The sequence below is a fragment of the Nocardia bovistercoris genome, assembly GCF_015674855.1.
GTDB lineage: Bacteria > Actinomycetota > Actinomycetes > Mycobacteriales > Mycobacteriaceae > Nocardia > Nocardia bovistercoris.
The window spans coordinates 254,365-274,499 of record NZ_JADMLG010000008.1 but is presented as its reverse complement, the minus strand read 5'-3'; the positions used below and the strand labels follow the sequence as shown (position 1 = coordinate 274,499).

The window sequence follows — 20,135 nt, the reverse complement described above, 5'->3', positions numbered from 1 at the left end:
CAACGAATCCTCGGATCGATTATCAATTCTGCTGGGTTCGGGTTGCAAGCCACCACATTCGACCGTTCGACTGCTAGCATCAGCGGCGATTTGCCAGCCAGTCGAATTGTGGCCCGGTGCACATCAGGGGAGGCGTGGATCGGGCTCTCTTCGGCGAGATACCGGAGGGCCCTCAGACCTTGAACAAGACCGCTTCCATCCTGCTGTCGACGCTGGCAGGTGCCACGGTTTTGCTCCTCACGGCGACCACCCCTGCCGCGGCGAACCCGAACGCGATCAACCCCATCCCCGTACTCAACGGCACCACCGGCCTCCCCAATCTGCCGGGGCGATCCAAGGCCGTCTTCCAAGTGACCGGCATGGCCAGCCCGAACAACACCCAGAACTACAACGTGCTCGGCACCGACCTCGGCATCATGTGGGACAACGGGCGGGGTGAGATGCTGACCGCCTTCGGTGACACCGCGGGTATCGGCTTCCCCAACCTGCTCGTCGGCAGCACGTGGGCTTGGCGCAGCAACATCCTGGTCCGCAGCCACACCACCGACCCGTCCAACGGGATCTACTTCGACAGCGTGGTGCGCGACATCTTCGGGCAGGCCCGCGACCTGGTGCCGAGCCCGAAGATCCCGTTCATCGAGATCAGCCGCATTCCCACCGCGGGCATCTCGGTCGACGGCGTGCAGTACATGAGCATGATGTCGGTGCAGTCCTGGGACAACGTCGGCCAGTGGACCACGAACTACTCCGGGCTCGCCGCCTCGGCCGACAACGGTGAGACCTGGGCCGACCTGCAGGGCACCCGTCGCCCGAACGAAGGCGGCAATGCGAAGTTCCAGATGAGCGCGTTCCTGAAGAGCGGCGGTTACCTATACCAGTACGGCACTCCGGCCGGGCGCAACAACGAGGCGTTCATCGCGCGGGTGCGCGAGCACGACGTCCAGAACCTCGGCGAGTACGAGTACTGGGCGCACGACAAGTGGTCGGACAAGGGTGATGTGAACGCCGCGACGCCGATCATGGCGGGCGTCGGCGAACTGTCGGTGATGTACAACAACTACCTCGGCCAGTACATCTCGCTGACCACCGATCCGTTCAACTCGGTGGTCATGCGCCGCGCCTCGGCCCCCGAGGGGCCGTGGAGCCCGCCGGAGGTGCTGATCGACACCCGCGAACTGCCCACCGCGTACGCGCCGTCGATCTTCCCGTACCAGACCGGCCGCGACCTGTACTTCCTCACGACCGTGCACAGCCAGTACAACGTGGTCCTGATGCGCACCACGCTCTGAGCCGCGTGTCCGGGACCGGCGTTCGCCATGCGCGAGCGCCGGTCCCGTCGTCTGTCGGGGCGGTCGCGGCCCCATCGTGGGCGGGCGGTCAATAGACTCGACGGCATGGACGCGGCCGATTGGGACGCGCGGTACGCGCAGCGTGAATTGATCTGGGGCGCACCGCCCAACGCCACGGTGGTGGCACACGTGTACGGGCTCGAGCGCACCGCGCCGCTACGCCCGGACGTTCCCGGCGGGCCGGTGCCCGATCTACCGAGGGCGCTGGACTTGGCCTGCGGCGAGGGGCGCAACGCGCTGTGGCTGGCCACCCACGGCTGGCAGGTGGACGCGGTGGACTTCTCGCAGGTCGCCATCGACAAGGGGCGCACCGTGGCGACGCGGTTGTCGCGGTCGGTGCGCAATCGGATCATCTGGCGGTGCGCGGACGTCACCGACACCGATGCCGCCGAGATCACCGGGCGGTACGAACTGATCCTGATGGTGTTCCTGCATCTGCCCGCACCCGAGCGCCGCGCCCTGCTGCGCCGGGTGAGCGAGCTGCTCAGTCCCGGCGGCACGCTGTTCGTGATCGGGCACGATTCCCGCAATCTCACCGACGGCTACGGCGGACCGCAGGATCCGGCGATCCTGTTCACCCCGGACGACATCGTCGCCGACCTGGCGCCGGAACCGGATCGGCTGCGCATCCGTCTGGCCGAACGGCTGTTGCGTTCCACCGAGGGCCGCGACGCCATCGACGCGCTGGTCGTCGCGAATCGACCCGACGAGGACGACACCCCGCTCTGAACCGGCTCACGGCGCCCAGCGGCGCAACCAGGGTTCGACGGCGGCGGTGATGGTGTCGAATCCGGATCGGAACGAATGCGGCTGGCCCGGCACGATCACCACCTCGGCGGCGTCGGCGGATTCGGGGATGCCGAACGGGTCGTTGGCCCCGTTGACCACGACGACCTCGACCCGGCCCGCCGCGAGCAGTTCCGCGCGCCGCGACTTCTCGGGCTTGCCGGGCGGATGCAGCGGGAACGAAAGGGCGAGCACGCCGACGGCGCGCGCCGCGAGGGCGGTGCGGCAGGCGACTCGCGCGCCGTTGCTGCGCCCGCCCTGGATCAGCGGTTTGCGCGCCTTCCTGCGCAGGGCGGCGACGATCTCGAGCCAGGCCAGGTCCTGCACGGCCGCCGATCCCGGCGCGCGCCGCCCGGCGACCCGGTAGGGCTGGGTGACCATGGCAACGGCGCCGCCGATGTCGAGTGCGAGGTCGCGGACCGCGAGCAGGTCCTTGGCGTCGACGCCGCCGCCGGAGCCGTGGGTCAGCACCAGCAGGAATCGCGCGCCGCGCGGTTTGTCGAGGTCGATCTCGGCCGGTCCGGCACTCGTCTCGATCAGCACACCTCACGGTAGCCCCGGCCACCGCGGCGGCGGTCGGGAACGGCGCACGGGAGACTGTCGATCTTGTGAGCAGTCACCTTGTCAAGGCACGAAATGTACTTCGCGTCACAATGCTCGGCCACCTCTTTGCCGACCCATTACCGGCCGGTAATATGGTCAGTAAGTTACCCGCGAGTAGTATGCGGAATACCGATACGGCGACAGAGACCGCCACCGGTAGACGAAAAACGGGCGGGAACGGCACCTACACCGACCGCACCCACTCAATGGAGAGATGAGTACCGACATGGGTCACTACAAGAGCAACGTCCGCGACCTGCAGTTCAACCTCTTCGAGGTACTCGGCCTCGGCTCGCTGCTGGATTCCGGCGCCTACGGCGATCTGGACAGCGAAACCGTCAAGGAGATGCTGAGCGAGGTGCGTCGCCTGGCCGAGGGCCCGCTGGCCGACTCCTTCGCCGACGGCGACCGCAACCCCCCGACCTTCGACCCGAACACCCACACCGTCACCCTGCCCGCATCCTTCAAGAAGTCCTACCGGGCGCTCGAGGACGGCGGCTGGGCCAAGGTACCGGTCCGCGAGGAGCTCGGCGGCCTCGGCGCCCCGAGCGTCGTCGGCTGGGCGCTGAGCGAAATGATCCTCGGCGCCAACCCGCCCGCCCAGATGTACGCCGCGGGCGCGGGCTTCGCGCAGGTGTTCTACGACAACGGCACCGACGAACAGAAGAAGTGGGCCCAGACCATCGCCGACCGCAACTGGGGCGCCACCATGGTCCTCACCGAGCCCGACGCGGGCTCCGACGTGGGCGCGGGCCGCGCCAAGGCGATCAAACAGGACGACGGCTCGTGGCACATCGAGGGCGTCAAGCGCTTCATCACCTCGGGCGACTCCGACGATCTGTTCGAGAACATCATGCACCTGGTACTGGCGCGTCCCGAGGGCGCGGGCCCAGGCACCAAGGGCCTTTCGCTGTTCTATGTGCCGAAGTGGCACTACGACTTCGAGACCGACACCCTCGGTGAGCGCAACGGCGTATTCGTCACCAACGTCGAGCACAAGATGGGCATCAAGGTCTCGGCCACCTGCGAGGTCACCTTCGGCGGCCACGGCATCCCCGCAAAGGGCTGGCTGGTCGGCGAGGTGCACAACGGCATCGCGCAGATGTTCGACGTCATCGAGAACGCCCGCATGATGGTCGGCACCAAGGCCATCGCCACGCTGTCCACCGGTTACCTGAACGCGCTGGACTACGCCAAGACCCGCGTGCAAGGCGCCGACCTCACCCAGATGACCGACAAGACCGCGCCGCGCGTCACCATCACCCACCACCCCGACGTGCGCCGCTCGCTGATCACCCAGAAGGCCTACGCCGAGGGCCTGCGCGCGATCTACCTCTACACCGCCGCGCACCAGAACTCCGACGTGGCGCAACTGGTCTCGGGCGCCGACGAAGACCTGGCTTTCCGGGTCAACGACCTGCTGCTGCCGATCGTCAAGGGCGTCGGCTCCGAACGCGCCTACCAGTACCTCACCGAATCGCTGCAGACCTTCGGCGGCTCCGGCTTCCTGCAGGACTACCCGATCGAGCAGTACATCCGCGACGCCAAGATCGACAGCCTCTACGAGGGCACCACCGCCATCCAGGCGCAGGACTTCTTCTTCCGCAAGATCGCCCGCGACCGCGGCGTGGCGCTCGCGCACGTGGCCGGTCAGGTGCAGAAGTTCATCGACTCGGAGGCGGGCAACGGCAGGCTCAAGGCCGAACGCAAACTGCTCGCCACCGCGCTCGAGGACGTGCAGGCCATGGCCGCGACCCTCACCGGTCACCTGATGGGCGCGCAGGAGAATTCCAGCGAGCTCTACAAGGTCGGGCTCGGCTCGGTGCGCTTCCTGCTCTCGGTCGGCGACCTGCTCATCGGCTGGCAGCTGCTGCGGCAGGCCGATGTCGCGATCAAGGCGCTCGACGGCGGCGCGTCCGGTTCGGATGTGGCGTTCTACAACGGCAAACTCGCCGTGGCGCAGTTCTTCGCCCGCAACATCCTGCCGGAGTTGACGGCCACCCGCGCTGTCCTGTCCGCGCTCGACAACGACATCATGGAACTCGACGAGGCGGCATTCTGATAGGCGGTCTATCGAGGTAGACAAAACAACGGCCCCCGCAGGTGCGATACCCGCGGGGGCCGTTGGCATTCGAGGACCCAGTACCGAGCACTCTACAGCCGGATCGCCTATCCGGGCACCGGATGATGATGATCACGCGGCGGTGTCAACTCGTCGACCTCGACCAGATTCCCACCGGACTGCTTGGCCCGGTACATGGCGGCGTCGGCCGATTGCAGCAAGCGTTCCGGTGTCGGGCGCGGACATTCGGGGCAGATCGTCGCGTCGAACACCGCGACGCCGACGCTCGCGGTCACCTCGACCGCGGTGTCGGTGGTCGCGGCGACCGCACTGCGCAGGCGTTCGGCCGCCGCGCGGGCGGCGGCGGCCGGGATGGGCGCGGCCACCACGAACTCCTCGCCGCCGGTGCGCGCGACCAACGCGGTCGAGGCCGCCGTGTCCTGCAACCGTCGTGCGGTCCGCACCAGGACGCTGTCGCCGACCCGGTGTCCCCAGGTGTCGTTGACGCTCTTGAAGCGGTCGAGGTCGAGGGTCATCACGCTGACCGCGGGATAGCGGGCCACCAGGTGCGGGAGCCGGATCTCGAGGCCGCGGCGGTTCAACAGGGCGGTGAGCGGATCCGACAGCGACTCGGTGCGCAACAGCCAGTACAGGAATTGCAGGGCGGGCAGCGCCGCGACCACGCCCGCGAGCAGCAGTAACGCGACCGCCAACGCCAGGCGCACATCGCCGCCCGAGGTCACGATCCGCGCCGAGAACAGCACCACCGAGAGGAACGACCACGCCGTGTGCAGCGCGAGCACCCGCGCGCTGTGGAAAAAGGACAGGTAGCTGCCGGTCACCACGAGCAACATGGCGCCCATCGCGCCGAACAGACGGTCGGGAACCTGCAGGAATTCGATGGTGAACAGGATGTCGGCGAACCCGATCAGCAACAGCGACTCGGTTTTGCTCGGCCACGGCCGCAGCCACCAGCGCAAGGTCCACAGCACACCGGAGATCACACCGAACGCGGACGCGACACCGGGATCTCCGGGCGGGCCGATCGGCGTGCCCGCGATGACCGCGCCCAGTATCGCGATGGCCGCGCCGCCCGCGCCGATCAGGATGCGCAACGGCGCGAGCGCCCGCCGCTCGGCCAGCATGCGAACCAGCCAGAGATAGTCGACCGGGTCGTGCCACCAGGCCCGCAGCGTCTTGCCGTCATTCATCGACTCACCCTCGGTCCCGACCGCGTCTACCCACCGTCGCTCGTGCCCAGTGCGAGAATTCCGGGGAATCTCACCAGCTCGCTCGAAGTAGTCTAGGCCCGTCACACTCATACCCGACGCGCGCGTATGTGTTCCAAGGCATAGCGCGGGATACGGTCATAGGTCGAAACACCGAGCTCCCCCCGCCACGGATCCGGCCCGAACCGGGCACAATGTTCGGCAGACCAGCGCGCCACAGAAGGGATTCGTCCGGATGAAACGATCGCTGTCGGCATTCGTCAGAGCGTGTGCGGTGGGTGCGGCGCTCTCGATCGCGATTGCCGGACCGGCCGTCGCCGACCCGAACAACGTCAACCCGATTCCGGTCCTCAACGGATGGCGCGGCCTGCCGCAGCTGTCCGGGCCGACCAAGGCCGTATTCCAGATGACGGGCATGGACAGCCCGAACCGAACCCAGAACATGAACGTCCTCGGCACCGACCTCGGCATCATGTGGGACGACGGTCGCGGTGCCATGATCACCGCCTTCGGCGACACCGCGGGCCTCGGCTTCCCCAATCTGCTCGCGGGCAGCATGTGGGCGTGGACGTCGAATGTGCTTTTCCGCAGCACCACCAGGGATCCGTCCAAGGGCATCTACTTCGACAGCGTGGTGCCGAATCCGCTGCCGAGCCCCAAGATTCCCGGAATCGAGATCAGTTTCATTCCCACCGCGGGCATCTCGGTGGGCGGTGTCCAGTACATGAGCATGATGTCGGTGCAGGGCTGGGGCGACCACGGGAAATGGACCACCAATTTCTCCACCCTCGCGGTCTCCGGTGACGGCGGGCAGAGCTGGGCGCAACTGCCGAACACCCGGCGCGCGAATGTGGACGGCTGGCAGAACTTCCAGCAGAACGCGTTCGTGAAGGCCGACGGCTACGTATACCGGTACGGCACGCCCGCGGGTCGCGCGAATCCCGGATTCGTCTCCCGCACCAAAGAGGCCGATATCGCGAATCTCGATACCTACGAGTATTGGGACGGCAAGGAATGGAAGCCCGATATCAAGGTTTCCGCGCCGGTGGTCGACGGCGTCGCCGAGCTTTCGGTGATGTGGAACGACTATCTGGGGCAGTACGTGATGCTCACCACCGACCCGGCGAATTCGGTGGTGCTGCGCACCGCGTCCGCGCCGCAGGGTCCGTGGGGTCCGCCGCGCGTACTCATCGACGCGCCGTCGCTGCCGACCGCGTACGCGCCGATGATCTTCCCTTATCAGACCGGCGGCGATCTGTATTTCCTGCTCACCGTGCACTCCCAGTACAACGTGGTGCTCATGCGCACACCGCTGGGATAATCCTCGCGACGGAAACGACGAAACGGCCCGGATCACTCCGGGCCGTTTCTCGTTCGCTTGGATAATCCGCGCTGTCGGCGGGTCAGGCTCGGATCATTCGAGCGCGAACCGCCGGGCTCAGATTCAGGGCAGCGGCTTCACACCACCGGAACCGGTGGTGAACAGCTTCGCGATACCGAGGATCAGGTTGCCCGAACCATTACCGAAACCGTCCAGCCACGGGTTCTGGTACCCGTCGGCGGGAGCGGCGGTGGGCAGCGGCTTCACGTTGCCCGAGCCGGTGTTGAAGAGGTTCTGGAACGCGGTGCCGAGGTTCGCCGAACCGGTGCCCCAGCCTGCGGAACCGGTGTTGTCGGCGACCGGCAGCGGCTTCACGTTGCCCGAGCCGGTGTTGAGCAGGTTCTGGAACGCGGTGCCGAGGTTCGCCGAACCGGTGCCCCAGCCTGCGGAACCGGTGTTGTCGGCGACCGGCAGCGGCTTCACATTGCCCGAGCCGGTGTTGAGCAGGTTCTGGAACGCGGTGCCGAGGTTGGCCGAACCGGTGCCCCAGCCGCTGGAACCGGTGTCGGTCGCGACGTCGGAGGGGGCGGCGGTGGGCAGCGGCTTCACATTGCCCGAGCCGGTGTTGAAGAGGTTCTGGAAGGCGGTGCCCAGGTTCGCCGAACCGGTGCCCCAGCCGCTGGAACCGGTGTCGGCGACCGGCGCGGCGGTCGGCAGCGGCTTCACATCGCCCGAACCGGTCGAGAACAGTTTCGCGATGCCGAGGACCAGGTTGCCCGAACCGTTGCCGAAACCGTCCAGCCACGGGTTCTGGTACCCGTCGGCGATTTCGACGGGCGCGGCGGCGGGCACGTCGGCGGACGCCACGGCAGCACCGGACAGAACGATTCCGGCCGCCGCGAGCGCGGTACCGAACAGGCGAATCATGCGCATGGAGATAACACTTCCTTGAAAAGTCGCGGGTCGGCGGCGATCGTCAGCCGACCCGGACATGTCTATCACGCAAGATTTGCCACCCACGAAGCAACGGTGAACACCGGGGGAACTGGATGTTAATTCGCCCACCGACAACGATTCTGACGACTCTCATCACGAGTCATCGGATCGGACAACACGAATACTCGAAGACAACACCGAATACACACCGGTGATACAGATCTCACCAACATCCGTAACGCCGAAGCGCGACCCGGCCGCCAAGACCTCGGCGAACTGTTCACGCACTTCGTCCGAGAAGTCCGGATACATTTCGGCGAAGTCCGCGCCGGGCCTGTTGACGACATCCCATGCGATTGCCGACCAGTCGTTGACCAGCTCCAGGTCCATGATCCCGAGCAGATACTCCAACTCGCTTTTCATGGACTCCCCCAATGAAAGTTGTCCGTTTCGGGACCGGATGCATCGTATACAGGCGCACTCCCCGTTCGTACCCGAACCCGCCTCGTACAGCGCCGATGGGCGGCGCGGACCGCGACAGGATGGGTCTTCAGCACGCGGGCGCGTCGGAGAACACCGGTGCGACGATTCGCGGATTCGGAACCTGCTGTGGTGCAGCGGATTCCATTCGCAGATTGCTCGGGTGCGTCGCGATGACATTGCCGAGTCGCGGCCAGACCGGGTTCGGATAGCCGTAGTCGACGTAGACCATGCGGTGGTCGACGCGGGCTACGAATCCGTATTCGAGAGGTCCCGACACGGGTGGCGCGTAGCGGACGCGGGCTCCGATGTGGCGCCGGAACTCCTCCAACGTCGCCGTCCGGTCGGTTGCTGGTCGGTCGCTCAGCACATCGGTTCCGTCCGAACGCAAATGGTGATTCGTATCACAGAATGTTTCCAGACCTCGATCACCCGACCACGCAACCGCACTCGTGCCGCGACCCCGACTCATTGCCCACGCACCAGGTCGGGCAGCAGGTCGATGGTGCGGCGACCGAGCGCGGCGGCGATTCGAACGAGGTCGGACAGCAGGAACGGAGTCTCGGCGGCCAGCTGCTGCCGCAGCACCGAAGGAGGTATCGACGTGCCCCTGACCAGGTCTTTCACATCTAATCCGGTCTCGGCCAGAGCCCTGCGCACTCCATCCGCGACCAACTTGTCCAACTGCTCCATGCGGAACAGGTTATGGTCCAAACGGACTAGCTGCAACTCCGTACAGATTGAATTCGTCCCCCAGTGGCAAATGTGCGCCAAAACCGCAGGACGCGCGGCGAGTCGTTTGCCACAACGCCGTTCGGACCTCAGAATAGTCCGTATGGGCGCGAAAGAGACGGCAACGGCAATCAACAGGGCAGTCGGCAACGAGCTGCGGGCCGCACGGGCGCGTCGCGACCTCACGCGGCAGCAGCTCGCCGACCTGACCGGCCTCGCCGTCAGCACGATCCAACGTTTCGAGAACGGCGAGCGCTCGCCGGACATGCAGCAGCTGCACGCCTTATGCGGCGCACTGGATATCCCCATGCGCGAGTTCGTCAGCTCGGCGCTCAGAGATATCGAGCGCCCGAACGACTGAACATTCCCCGCGAGCGTCAGTCCCGTGCGGCGGCCGCGGCGGACGCCGCCCGCCTCGCCGCGGTCCGACGATGGTCAATGAGCGCCGAGGATTCGGCGGGGCCGACAGCCCCGCACCCTCGGCCTCCTACCGCGGCGATCCGACCGCGACCTCGGCATAGTCGACCACGGCCTGCACCGAATCGACCCCGAGCGCCCATGACGCGAGCACGATGTCGCAAATGGTCGCGCCGCCGTGTAGCAAACGACGCTCGGCGGCCTTGCCGATGGAATCCCCCAAGACCAACGCGACTCCCGTATCCCGAATCGCGGCCTGCCCCACAACGGCACCGATGGTCTCCATTACTCAGCTCCCCTTCAGCTCTTCTGCCCACCATCGGGCAAGTCGATCCGGGTTGCAGAATCGGACCCACGTCCCAGAATCAGGGTATTTATATCGCACGGCACCGACGCCGGGGGATCAAAGAGCGCCGGGTATGCGAACTTTCCTACTACTTCAAAGTAGCAAAGCAATCCGACCGGTTTGCCTGTCATTCGCTATTGCGGCCACCCCGAACCGCATGCGCGCACGGGTCACCAAGGGCAGCCCCAGTTTTCGCCGAAGGCGCCGCCCAGTCGCGGCGTGCCCACCGGAGCGATCCACGCGCCGAGTTCCGCCGCGGATTCGAATCTCGGCGGCCCACAACAAAGGTCGGGCATTCCGCAGAATTGCCCCGCGACGACAGGCGCACGTTTCCGGACGAATTATCGGACGCGAAGCGAATACCTTGCGACCGCCGACGGCGTCGACTTACTCACCACTACCGGCGATTTCATACTCGCCCACCCCGACAGCGCGCCGCGCAGCATACCGGGCGGTCGCTGAATTCGATCCGCGTCGAGCATCCGACCAAAGGCGCGCACGCCTAATCGGCAATCTGCCCGCTACTTTGAGATAAAATTCACTCGACTCAGACGTAACGCGAAAGCCTCGAATTCGATCGAGGCGAGAATCCCACGCCACGGCCGGTTACCATCGAGTAAGTGAACATCCCCGCGGACGCACCCGGCGCACATTCCGCCGCGGACATCTCCGAGAATCGGACACGGCGGCGCGACGGTCAGCGCAGGCGCGGAGCTATTCCTCGCACTTCACGACCGGAATGGGGTCGTATTTAACCGTCCTGGTGTGCCTCGAAACCTCGCGACCGGTCTTGCGGTCCTTGATGATTCGCGTGTCGGAGATCGTGAATCCGGGACCGCCGTCGGCTGCGATGCAGTCCTTGCCCTTCGGCAGGGTGATGGTATTCGGCTCCGTCGGCTTGGTCTTGTCACCGGTGACCGACTCGACCTCGACCGTCTTCGTGCCCCAGATGCGCACGGTGATATCCGAAGACGTGGCGATGGTTTCGATGTAGAGACCGCCCTGGGTGTTGTTGCGGAACTTCAGATCGATCGCGCCGTCGAACACGGTGGCCTCGCGGGCGGCCGGATACCGCGAAATGTAATAGCTGTGCTCGGTATGGCCCGCGTCCTCCAGACCGGCGAAATAGGCGGCGTTGTAGAGGGTCGTGGCGAACTGGCTGATCCCGCCGCCGACCGCGGTGCTCGGCCTGCCGTGATCGATGATGCCGGATTCGACGTATCCCTCGGCGGTGCCGCGCGGGCCGGTGAAATCGTTGAGCGAGAACGTGTCACCGGGACGGACCAAGGCGCCGTTCACCTTCTGCGCGACCACCCGGATGTTCACCCCGGAAGGACCGCTGAAACCGCCGGTGGTGAACGAACCCATCGGCTCCACGATCCCGAGCGCCTGCGCGGCCTCGGTGGTGAGCGCCGGGTCGACCTTCTCGTAGACGGCCTCGGTGGTGCGGCCCTGCGTCGCCACCAGCAGCGCGGGCAGCTTCTCCAAGGATTTGGCCCAGTTGATCTTGTCGCCGATCACCGCGGGCACCACGGTGGCCTTGCCGCCGCCGACGGTGAACGACGCGTCCTTCGGCTCGACCTCGGTGCTCGCCACCTGCGGTCCGAGCAACGCGACCGCGGCGTTCTGGTCCCAGGTGACGGTGAGCCCGCCCTGCCCGTCCGGGACGAAGGACAGGACGGCGGCGATCTGCGCCGGGTCGAGCACGGCCGCGCCGCCTTTACCCGCGAAGGTCACCGGTGCGCTCACGGCGGGCTGGGCGATCTCGCGCAGCGCCCGGTCCACCGACTCCGGCCGCACGGTCAGCGGAGCGGGCACCTCGGGCAGGTCGAGCGCAGCGCCGAACACCCAGGAATCGACCAGCACGGCCCGCGCGGCGACCGTGTCGAGCTGCCTGCCCGGCACCGGCGGCACCGCGACGGGTTTGGCGTTCTCGAAACGGATCATGCCCTCGACGGTGGCGATGTCGTGGGAGTGCAATGCGGCGAGCTGCCGGTCCAGCGCGGCGGCGTCGATCTTGGAGACCACGGGCACGTCGCGGGTGCCGAACAGCGAGACCAACCGGGTGAACGGGTTGGCGGGCTGGCCGCCGACGCGCTGCCAGGTGCCGTCCCAGTCGATGGTGAGTCCGGCCTGCGCGGGCACGACGGACTCCCGCACGTCACCGATGCGCAGCGGCAGTTCGGCATCGGCCCGATTGCCGAGCGCGGCATGCAGTTTCGCGTCCGCGGCGGCCGGTTCCATCCCGCCGATATCGATGCCCGCGACCACGACGCCGCGCGGCACCTCGCCCGAATTGACGACCCGGTCGACCAGATAGCCGACCACACCCACCGCGAGCAGCGCGCCGACCACGATCCCCGCGCGCGTGACGTTCGGTGATTTCCACCACGGCCGCTCGGGCGGGCGCGCGGCGGGTGACTGCCTGCGCACCGGCGGGCGCGGGCGCGGCGGTTGGACGCCGGGACGCTGGGTACGCGAATTCTGTGTCGAGGCGACCCCGCCGGGCAGAGCGGAGGTCGCGGAATCCGGATTCGAAGCGCTGTTCCGATGCGGCGGCACATGCTGCCCCGGCGCGGTGTCCCGATTCGGCGCGGTATCCCAATTCGGCGCGAAGTTCGGGTTCGGCGCGAAGTTCGGGTTCGGCGTCATGTACGCGGTCGGCGCATCGTGCGAGCCGGGCGCGACTTCCCGACCCGGGGCATCCTGCTTGGTCAGCGGCGTGAAAACAGTGGGTGCGTCGTAGGGGCTCGGCGCCGTGTGCTGACTCGGCGCCGCGTCGCGAGCCTGCGCACCGGCCTGATCAGGCGCGACGGACCGGTCGGACGCACCGTCGTGGCTCGACGGCGCCGGTCGGCCGGACGCTTCGTACCGGCCCGGCTCGGCGTACTGATCCGGCTCCGTGGGCTGATTCGCGGGCAGCTGCTCATTCGGCGCAGCGGCTCGACCCGGCGCACCGGCCCGGTGCGGCGCGGTGTTCCGCTCCTGTGTGCTGTGCCCGCTCGACGGGTCGTGCCGGTGCGGCATCGGGTGCTGACCCGGCGCACCGTACTGGCCTTGCGCACCGTTTCGGTCCGGATCGGCATACTGCTCCGGCACCGGTACGCCACCCGTGGCCGACCGCTGATCCGGTGCCACGTCCCAGGTCTGCGCACCGGGCTGACTCGGTGCGCCACGCCCGTTCAGCGCGGTATTCGGCCCCGGCGCCTCATGCCCGCTCGATATGCCGGGTCGGTCCGGGGACGGATGGTGCTGGTCCGGCGTCGAGCGCCTGCCGAACGCATCGAACCGGCTCGGCTCGATGTACCGCTCCGGCGCGGGCTGTCGGGTCGGGAGCGTCCGTTGCTCCGGCGCGACGTCCGGAGCCGGTACATCGCGCTGATCGGGTGCGCCGTACCGACTCGACGCGGTGCGCTGATCCGGTGCGACGTTCCGGCCGAAGGCCGCGTTCTGATCGAAGGCCGCGTTCTGATCGAAGGCCGCGTTCTGATCGAAGGCCGCGGGCCTGTCGGACGACTGGTTCGGTATCGCGTCGGGGCGAGGTGGGGACTGTCGCATCGGTCGGGTCGGTGCCGCTGGGTCGCCGGATCGGGGCTTTTCCTGCCCGGACTCGATAGCGCGACGCTGGCCGAGGAACTGACGCAGCCCCACCTCGCTGCCACGGGGTCTGCCTCTGTCGCGACTCCCGGCGCTCGACTCGCTCGTCACGACCCGTCCTCCCGGCTGCACACCGACCCGCACCGTGCGGGTCGCTTCAACGATAGTGGCCCGGATCGGCGGCTCGCGCAGAGCGCGGCGCTACAGCAAACCCGACGCAACGAACAAAACGGGTCGGTAAGAGTTTTGGTAATGAGTGAGGCCCTGTGACCAGCGGTTTGGCTGGTCACAGGGCCTCGGTTCTACGGATTCCCTACGATTTTTGCGGTGGTCAGGCCGCGACGGCTAGCGGGGTGGCTTTCCGGCCGCGCATGGCTTCGCGTCCGATGGCGTCGGTGGCGCGTCGTTCGGCGGCTTTGACCAGGTGGGTATAGGTCTTGAGGGTGATGGTGGGGTTCTTGTGTCGCATACGGTCACAGACGGTCGCGATGTCTTCGCCGTTGGCTATCGCGATGGATGCGAGGTAGTGGCGTAGGCCGTGGAACCGTAGGCGTGCCAGGTCTCCGCCGATGGCTGTGACGGCTTCGGTGATGGCGTTGTTGATGTCGGTGGGGGTGGCGGGTTGTCCGTCCTCGCGCAGGACGATTTGCCCGCTGGTGCGGTCGCTGGTCAGTTCGCCGATCATGTCCGCGATGGGTGGGGGTACGGGAACGGTTTTGCGGCAGGCGGGGGTTTTGAGGGGTCCGTATACCTTGTCGGGGGTGGGGCGGCAGCCGGGGCGAATCCATTGCCGTTTGGGGTGGAACACGGGCAGGGGGTTGTCGTCGTCGGAGTCGTCGCGGATGTCTTCGATCCGGGCTCCGGCGGTTTCGGAGATGCGTAGGCCGATGAACGCGCCCAGTAGGACCGCGACCCGGTAGGGCTCCGCGATGGTGTCGTAGATCTGCCAGACCTGTTCGGTGGTCGGGTAGTAGCGGTTGGCCTGGTCGTCGGTGTCGTGTTCTTCGTCGTCGTAGTCGAACGCGACGGGGGCCGCGACACGGTTGGATGGTGACCATACGCAGGTGGGGGTGAGTCCGTTGCGGTGTGCTTCGCCGAGTACGCGGCCGAGGATCTTGTTGACCATGATCGCGGTGTCGAATTTGTATCGGCCGCTGAGGTGGATGAGAAAGGCTTTGTGGTGGCGTTCCTGGATCTGCGAGACGGGGGTGTCCTTTCCGAAGTGGGTGAGTATGACGTTGAGTGCCCACCGGTAGAGTTTTTTGGTGCTGAGCTTGCAGGTTTGCAGCTCGAGCCACTCGTCGCACCAGGGGCCGAGTGTCTTCTTCGCGGCGGTGGTGGTGACGTGGGTTCCGTTCTCGAGTGCGGCGACTTGTTTGCCTGCCCAGTCGTCGGCGGCTTTCTTGGTGGGGAATTCCTTGGTGTGGGGGGAGAATCGTGATCCGTCCTGGTATTTGCCGCGCCATTTGTCTTTGCCGAGTTTCTGGGACTTGCACGCCCGGATCGGGGGGACACGGCGCGCGGCGGCGGGGGCGGGACTAGGGTTGCTCATGCTGCTCTTTCCTTGGTGGGTTGGGGCGGTGTCGGCTCCCGTCGCCCGCTGCGCTAACAGCGGGGTTCTCCGGTGGGGGCCGACTTGTTTTCTAGGGTTGTTCGGGGTGGCCGGTGGTGGTGTCGGTTCGGTCGTTGTCGAGGGCCGCGCCGAGTAGTAACACGATGTCGCGCAAGGCTTTCGCGCGTTCTCGCTCGGACAGTTGCAGATACATGGGTGCGGTCACGTCGGTGAACATTCGCAATGCGGCGTCGTCGTCGGGTTTGCCGCGCGGGGCGGAACCGAGCGCGTCGGCGAGCTTGCGCAACGTCGCGGCCTGGGGGGCCTTGCCGGACTCGAGGTTCGCGATGGTGCGGACGGGAACGCCGGCCAGGCGCGCGAGGTCCTCCTGTGTGATGTTGCGGGCTTTCCGCTCGCGACTGACGTGTTCGGCTACCCCTTTGCGCTGGTCGAAGGATAGTGCCGTGAAGTCGATGCGGGACCAGTCCGGCTCGCTCTGTTGCTGCACGACACCACCCTACCAAACTATTGCATGAAATAGATGCTAATCTCTGGCAATACTTATGCTGCCGTGGCGGTGCCTCCTCGGCGGGTGTGTTGTTCCTGTTCGGCGATCCATGCCTCGACGTCGGCGCGGCGGTAGACCACGTTGCGGCCTCGAGCGAAGGAGGCCGGCCCGTAGCCGATGTGTCGCCAGTAGCGCAGGGTGCCGACGTTGAACTTGTACTCGTGGGCGAGTTCGGCGGTGGTGAGCCAGTCCTCACGTCGGTTGCGGCGGGCGGCGAGGTCGGCGGGGGCGGCGGGGTGGTGGGGTCGGGGTGTGGGCATCGCGGTCGGCTCCTGTCAGGCGGCGGGGCGGTGGGCGGCGGTGTGGTGGTGGGTGGCGGGGTGGTGGGCGAGGTGGGACAGGCGGCGGCGGGTGGGGGTGTTGGTGGGTTGCCAGATGCGGGCGGCGGGACCGTGCGTGGTGATGTCGGCGGTGGTGGCGGTGGCGACGTTCACCCCCGCCGCTTGGTGCGGGGTGAGGTGTTGGCGGAAGTGGGTGTGTCGGCGGGGGTGGGCGAACACGAAAAGGATCGGGTTCGCGAGTCCGGCGCGGGACAGCTCGCGGTATCGGTCGAGTTTGTCGGCTACGTCCTGTATTTTCTCGGTTCCGTTGTCGTATTCGAGGAAGAATTCAACGGTCCATTGGTTTTCTTCCCATTTCCCGTATCCGTCGGGGCGTACGATGCGCGCACAGTATTCGGTGGTTCTTTGTTCGTTCCACCATTCCCGCAGCGCACAGTCGTTCGAATTTCTGGCTTGTAGTGCGAGCCGGGAGAAGAATTCGTTCACGCCGAGTAGGTGGTCGAGTTTCTGTGATCGGGAAAGGCGTAGCATTTTCTCCTGTGTTTTGGCGGGGGTGGGGAGGGTGGGTTGTCCTTTGTCGGCGGCGGTGATCATCGCGCCGAGTGGGCCGAGTGTGTAGCGCCACGGAATGGAGCCGGGACCGGGGCAGGTGCGGAATCGGGCGAGGATTCCGCGTGTGGTGAGCTTGGCAAGCCTTTTACGCGCCACGTTCTCGCTGGCGAACAGGAGTGCGGCGATTTGTGGGCTGGTGAGGACGTGGTGGGTATCGAGCAGGGACAGCAACCGCAGGTCCCTGTCGGTGAGTCGGTGTTGGGCGGTGAGCGCGTCGGCGGGGCTGTAGGCGCGTGTGGATGTGCGGGGGGTGGCTATAGAAGCCAGTCGGGGTTCGGGGATCACCACTACTTCCACCCCCTGAGCTGCGGTAACTCGTCGGTGGGGGTGTCCCGGTGGGTGTCGCGTTCTAGGTGGGACACCGAGCGCGCTACCGGGTGGGACACCGGACGGGACACCGAATAGCCACCGCTGTCGGCGCTGTCGCGGTGTTGGTGGTGGGCGGCGGCGAGGTCGGCGCGGTGGCGCAGGTCGCCGCGCTGCTGGGTTGAGAGACCGGCTCTGGTGCGGGCGGCGGTCCGCATCTTCTCGATATTTCCGGGCGTCGCCTGCGGTAACGGCAGGGTGGTTATGCTGAAGGGTTCTATCGCTATTCCTCCATCCATTATGCGCACGGATGCGGCGTATCCGTCGCGGTTTCTCAGGTCGTGATGGTCGAAGGCGGGTTCGAAATGCGGGGCGAGTACGCGCGCGTCGTCGGGGGATACGGTGAATACGATTTTGTTGCGGGCGTTGGCGTCGACCGCGCCTCGAATGTCGGGGGGTAGTTGGGCGAGGTGTTGGTGGGCCAATACCAGCGACAGCCGGTATCCGCGTGCTTCGGCGAGTACCTGGTCGATACCGATGGGCAGGTGCAGGAAATTGTGGCATTCGTCCACGATTATGGTCGCGTCCGCGCGGTCCTCGGCCGGTATCGCGGCGCGGCGGGTGGTGGCCTGCCACAGCCCGGACAGCAGCAGTGATCCGACCAGTTGCGCGCCGTGTTCCCCGATTTCACCTTTCGGTATCCGAGCGATCAGAATTCCTCCGTCCAGTATTTCCGACAGGGTGAAGGTGGATGCCGGGGCGGTGAGCAGATCGGCGGCGAAGCGGTGCGAGAGGACATCCCGAAGCCGCGACACCACCGGCCCGCACAACTGCTGGCGTTGCGGTGGGCTCATGTCCCGGAACCCCGCCCAGAAGCCGGCGAACCCGCCCGGCTCGCCGTGGCGGTCCACGATCGGGCGGTGGAAACCCGGATCGGTCAGGATCGAGACGACATCGGCCAGGGTCGACCCCGGACGCCGGGCCAGGGTCAGACACGCCGCGCCGAACATCTCGTCCATGCGCGGCCCCCACCAGCGGGCGTAGATCTTGCGGAAGGTGCCGATCACCGTACGGGCGGCGAACTCGCGTCCCTCCGGACCGTCGCGTCCGGTCGCGGCGAGCACGTTCCAGGCGGCGGGCGCTGTCCGTTCGGCGGGATCGAGCACCACCAACCGGTCCGCCGCCTCGGCCGGTAGGCGCGCGAGGACGTTGTCGGCCATGTCGCCCTGGCAGTCGATGAGTACCACCCCGCGCCCGGCTGCCGCTTCGGCCAGGGCCAGGTGGGCGAGCCAGGTGGATTTCCCCGCCCCGGTGACCCCGGGGACGTGTAGGTGGTGACGGGCGGATTCGACCGGCAGGCCGAGCATCGCGCCATCGGCACCGATCCCGAGCGGTTTCGGCGCTCGTCGTCGCGGCGAACCCGCCGCCGCCAACCGCAACCGACGATCCGGCGTGCGGGCATCGTGGACGGGCTGTGACTGTGGTGTGGGCATGGCGGGACTCCTCACGGTCGTGGCCGGAAATCGGTCGGGAAGAAGGTGCGACGGACAGGCCGCGGTGACCTTCCGCGGACGGGACGCCGCACGAAATCCGGCAACGACAGGTGTGCACCGGGCTGCCCCGCCCCCACCGGTCCCGACGCGACCGGACCGGTGGGCGCCGGGTCCGATATCGCCACCTCGGCCGGTGCGGCGGGTATGGCGGGGTGGTGTAGGCGCGGGACGCTGGGGCGTGCGGTGCGGGTGCGGGCACGCACCACCGGTATCGCGAACCGCGCCGCGTCGGCGGGCAGATGCCACAACGCGGCCACCTCCGCGACCGTGGCGACGAACCCGCGCCCCGGACGCCGCGCCGAGACCCGATACCGGTCACGCACACGGCGGGTGCGTAGTCCGCCGGTATCGGGTGAGTCCGCGATGGCGTCGAACCCGCCCGCGACCGCCGACACCAGCACCCGCCCACCGGCCACCCGCGCCCTCGAGACCAACCCGACCCGCAACGTGGCCGAGAAATGCGGAGCCGTCGCCATCTTCACTCTCTGCGCCCGCTCGCCGGCCTCCCGTACCGCCGAGGGCGGCACGGCCGAGCGAACGGGAACAGCGCGGGTGCCGTTGTCACGTAACAGCATTCGCGCCATCGCGAGTATCTCGCTCGCCCCGAACAGCAGGGCCTTGCCGAGGAATCGGGTCACGGTGCGGCGGTGGTAGGGGGTCAGCACCAGTTGCGTGAACCCGGTGTGTCCGGTCGAGTGATCGGCCAGCCCTTCCAACACCGCCGCCAGCGGATCGGACACCACCGCGCCACCCCTGCCCCCGGTCCCAGCGCGGGTGGCGGGGCGGGGGTCGGTCCAGGTCGCCCACGCCCCGTTGCGGGCGGTGATCTCCACCGCCGTCACCCGCCCGGCCAGGGCGGGCGGTGTGGTCGTGGTGACCGTCGCGCCGGGCCAGGCGTCGCGTATCGCCGCCGCGATCGGGGCGGGGTTCTCCCGTGGCGGTATCCACACCCCGACCCGTGTTCCCGCCCCGGTCGCCACGAACTCGAGCGCGAGGTGGCGGGCACCGATACCGACACGGCGGGTACGGTGCAGGCCACCGGCCAGGCGGCGGGCGAACACCGCGCCCGCCTCGGCGGTCACCGTGGCCGGCACCGAGACATCCAGCCACACCGCCCCGCGCGCCTCACGCGCCCGCCACCCGCGCGCACACCCCGACACCCCCGTACTCACCAACAGCGACACCCCCGTCGCCAGCACCACCCACGGCCACCGCGCCCACAGCCAACCCGCCACCTCGGACGGGTGAACCGGGTCGGTCAGAAATTCAGTGATCAAAACTCGATGCCTTCCGAGACGACAAGCAACAACCAACGAAATCGAGAGACGAAAAGCAGGGAGGGGGTGTGGGGGGGGGGGGGGAACAACCCCCCCCCGCCCCCCCCCCCCCACGGGGTGAACCCGCC

At 67.3% G+C, this 20,135-nt stretch carries 19 protein-coding genes; 5 read left to right on the top strand and 14 right to left on the bottom strand.

Translation table 11 applies throughout. The features are described 5' to 3' along the window. Positions 1 to 179: 179 nt before the first annotated feature. Together IT779_RS20950 and IT779_RS20945 are read left to right on the top strand one after the other, a co-directional pair. Positions 180 to 1,289, top strand: coding sequence for a DUF4185 domain-containing protein (locus IT779_RS20950; RefSeq protein WP_196151202.1), 1,110 nt, complete (start codon positions 180 to 182; stop codon positions 1,287 to 1,289). A gap of 105 nt (positions 1,290 to 1,394) precedes the next feature. Next, positions 1,395 to 2,078 carry a class I SAM-dependent methyltransferase gene (locus IT779_RS20945; protein WP_196151055.1) on the top strand — a complete coding sequence of 228 codons (684 nt, stop codon included), beginning with the start codon at positions 1,395 to 1,397 and terminating at the stop codon, positions 2,076 to 2,078. Between the two features lie 6 nt (positions 2,079 to 2,084). Here IT779_RS20945 and IT779_RS20940 read toward each other — a convergent pair whose 3' ends face one another. Beyond that, positions 2,085 to 2,678 (bottom strand): alpha/beta hydrolase family protein, encoded by a 594-nt coding sequence (locus IT779_RS20940; protein ID WP_196151054.1) that lies wholly within the window; start codon positions 2,676 to 2,678, stop codon positions 2,085 to 2,087. Positions 2,679 to 2,964: 286 nt separating this feature from the next. Between IT779_RS20940 and IT779_RS20935 the strand changes: the two genes are divergently transcribed. Further along, positions 2,965 to 4,800, top strand: a complete 1,836-nt coding sequence (locus tag IT779_RS20935) for an acyl-CoA dehydrogenase (RefSeq protein ID WP_196151201.1) — start codon at positions 2,965 to 2,967, stop codon at positions 4,798 to 4,800. 107 nt (positions 4,801 to 4,907) lie between these two features. Here IT779_RS20935 and IT779_RS20930 read toward each other — a convergent pair whose 3' ends face one another. Continuing rightward, a complete protein-coding gene (locus tag IT779_RS20930; protein ID WP_196151053.1) occupies positions 4,908 to 6,011 on the bottom strand; it encodes a GGDEF domain-containing protein in 1,104 nt (367 codons plus the stop codon). Positions 6,012 to 6,264: 253 nt separating this feature from the next. On the opposite strand from IT779_RS20930, the gene IT779_RS20925 reads away from it, so the two are divergent. Then, a complete protein-coding gene (locus IT779_RS20925) occupies positions 6,265 to 7,350 on the top strand; it encodes a DUF4185 domain-containing protein (RefSeq protein ID WP_196151052.1) in 1,086 nt (361 codons plus the stop codon). A 123-nt stretch (positions 7,351 to 7,473) separates the two neighbouring features. On the opposite strand, the gene IT779_RS20920 is transcribed toward IT779_RS20925, so the two are convergent. The 4 genes from IT779_RS20920 to IT779_RS20905 all read right to left on the bottom strand — a co-directional run bounded on the left by IT779_RS20920 (position 7,474) and on the right by IT779_RS20905 (position 9,459). Next, positions 7,474 to 8,421 (bottom strand): hypothetical protein, encoded by a 948-nt coding sequence (locus tag IT779_RS20920; RefSeq protein WP_196151051.1) that lies wholly within the window; start codon positions 8,419 to 8,421, stop codon positions 7,474 to 7,476. An 18-nt stretch (positions 8,422 to 8,439) separates the two neighbouring features. After that, on the bottom strand, positions 8,440 to 8,676 hold the full coding sequence (locus tag IT779_RS20915) for a hypothetical protein (protein WP_196151050.1): 237 nt from the start codon (positions 8,674 to 8,676) through the stop codon (positions 8,440 to 8,442). A gap of 160 nt (positions 8,677 to 8,836) precedes the next feature. Then, entirely contained in the window at positions 8,837 to 9,046 is a 210-nt protein-coding gene (locus tag IT779_RS20910) for a hypothetical protein (RefSeq protein ID WP_196151049.1), read from the bottom strand. Between the two features lie 188 nt (positions 9,047 to 9,234). Next, positions 9,235 to 9,459, bottom strand: coding sequence for a hypothetical protein (locus IT779_RS20905; RefSeq protein ID WP_196151048.1), 225 nt, complete (start codon positions 9,457 to 9,459; stop codon positions 9,235 to 9,237). Between the two features lie 142 nt (positions 9,460 to 9,601). Here IT779_RS20905 and IT779_RS20900 point away from each other — a divergent pair, with 142 nt between their 5' ends. Next, positions 9,602 to 9,859: a helix-turn-helix domain-containing protein gene (locus IT779_RS20900; protein WP_196151047.1), complete on the top strand. Its 258-nt coding sequence runs from the start codon at positions 9,602 to 9,604 to the stop codon at positions 9,857 to 9,859. A 126-nt stretch (positions 9,860 to 9,985) separates the two neighbouring features. On the opposite strand, the gene IT779_RS20895 is transcribed toward IT779_RS20900, so the two are convergent. The 8 genes from IT779_RS20895 to IT779_RS20860 all read right to left on the bottom strand — a co-directional run bounded on the left by IT779_RS20895 (position 9,986) and on the right by IT779_RS20860 (position 20,007). Beyond that, a complete protein-coding gene (locus IT779_RS20895) occupies positions 9,986 to 10,201 on the bottom strand; it encodes a hypothetical protein (protein WP_196151046.1) in 216 nt (71 codons plus the stop codon). A gap of 774 nt (positions 10,202 to 10,975) precedes the next feature. Continuing rightward, on the bottom strand, positions 10,976 to 13,819 hold the full coding sequence (locus IT779_RS20890; protein WP_232541925.1) for a VanW family protein: 2,844 nt from the start codon (positions 13,817 to 13,819) through the stop codon (positions 10,976 to 10,978). A gap of 370 nt (positions 13,820 to 14,189) precedes the next feature. Continuing rightward, on the bottom strand, positions 14,190 to 15,410 hold the full coding sequence (locus IT779_RS20885; RefSeq protein WP_196151045.1) for a tyrosine-type recombinase/integrase: 1,221 nt from the start codon (positions 15,408 to 15,410) through the stop codon (positions 14,190 to 14,192). Between the two features lie 91 nt (positions 15,411 to 15,501). Further along, entirely contained in the window at positions 15,502 to 15,918 is a 417-nt protein-coding gene (locus tag IT779_RS20880; RefSeq protein ID WP_196151044.1) for a helix-turn-helix domain-containing protein, read from the bottom strand. A gap of 53 nt (positions 15,919 to 15,971) precedes the next feature. Beyond that, on the bottom strand, positions 15,972 to 16,238 hold the full coding sequence (locus IT779_RS20875; RefSeq protein ID WP_196151043.1) for a helix-turn-helix transcriptional regulator: 267 nt from the start codon (positions 16,236 to 16,238) through the stop codon (positions 15,972 to 15,974). Positions 16,239 to 16,253: 15 nt separating this feature from the next. Continuing rightward, on the bottom strand, positions 16,254 to 17,156 hold the full coding sequence (locus IT779_RS38545) for a replication-relaxation family protein (protein WP_196151042.1): 903 nt from the start codon (positions 17,154 to 17,156) through the stop codon (positions 16,254 to 16,256). A gap of 2 nt (positions 17,157 to 17,158) precedes the next feature. Continuing rightward, complete coding sequence (locus IT779_RS20865; RefSeq protein ID WP_196151041.1) at positions 17,159 to 18,670, bottom strand: type IV secretory system conjugative DNA transfer family protein; 1,512 nt, start codon at positions 18,668 to 18,670, stop codon at positions 17,159 to 17,161. 11 nt (positions 18,671 to 18,681) lie between these two features. After that, positions 18,682 to 20,007: a hypothetical protein gene (locus IT779_RS20860; RefSeq protein WP_196151040.1), complete on the bottom strand. Its 1,326-nt coding sequence runs from the start codon at positions 20,005 to 20,007 to the stop codon at positions 18,682 to 18,684. Positions 20,008 to 20,135 lie beyond the last annotated feature (128 nt).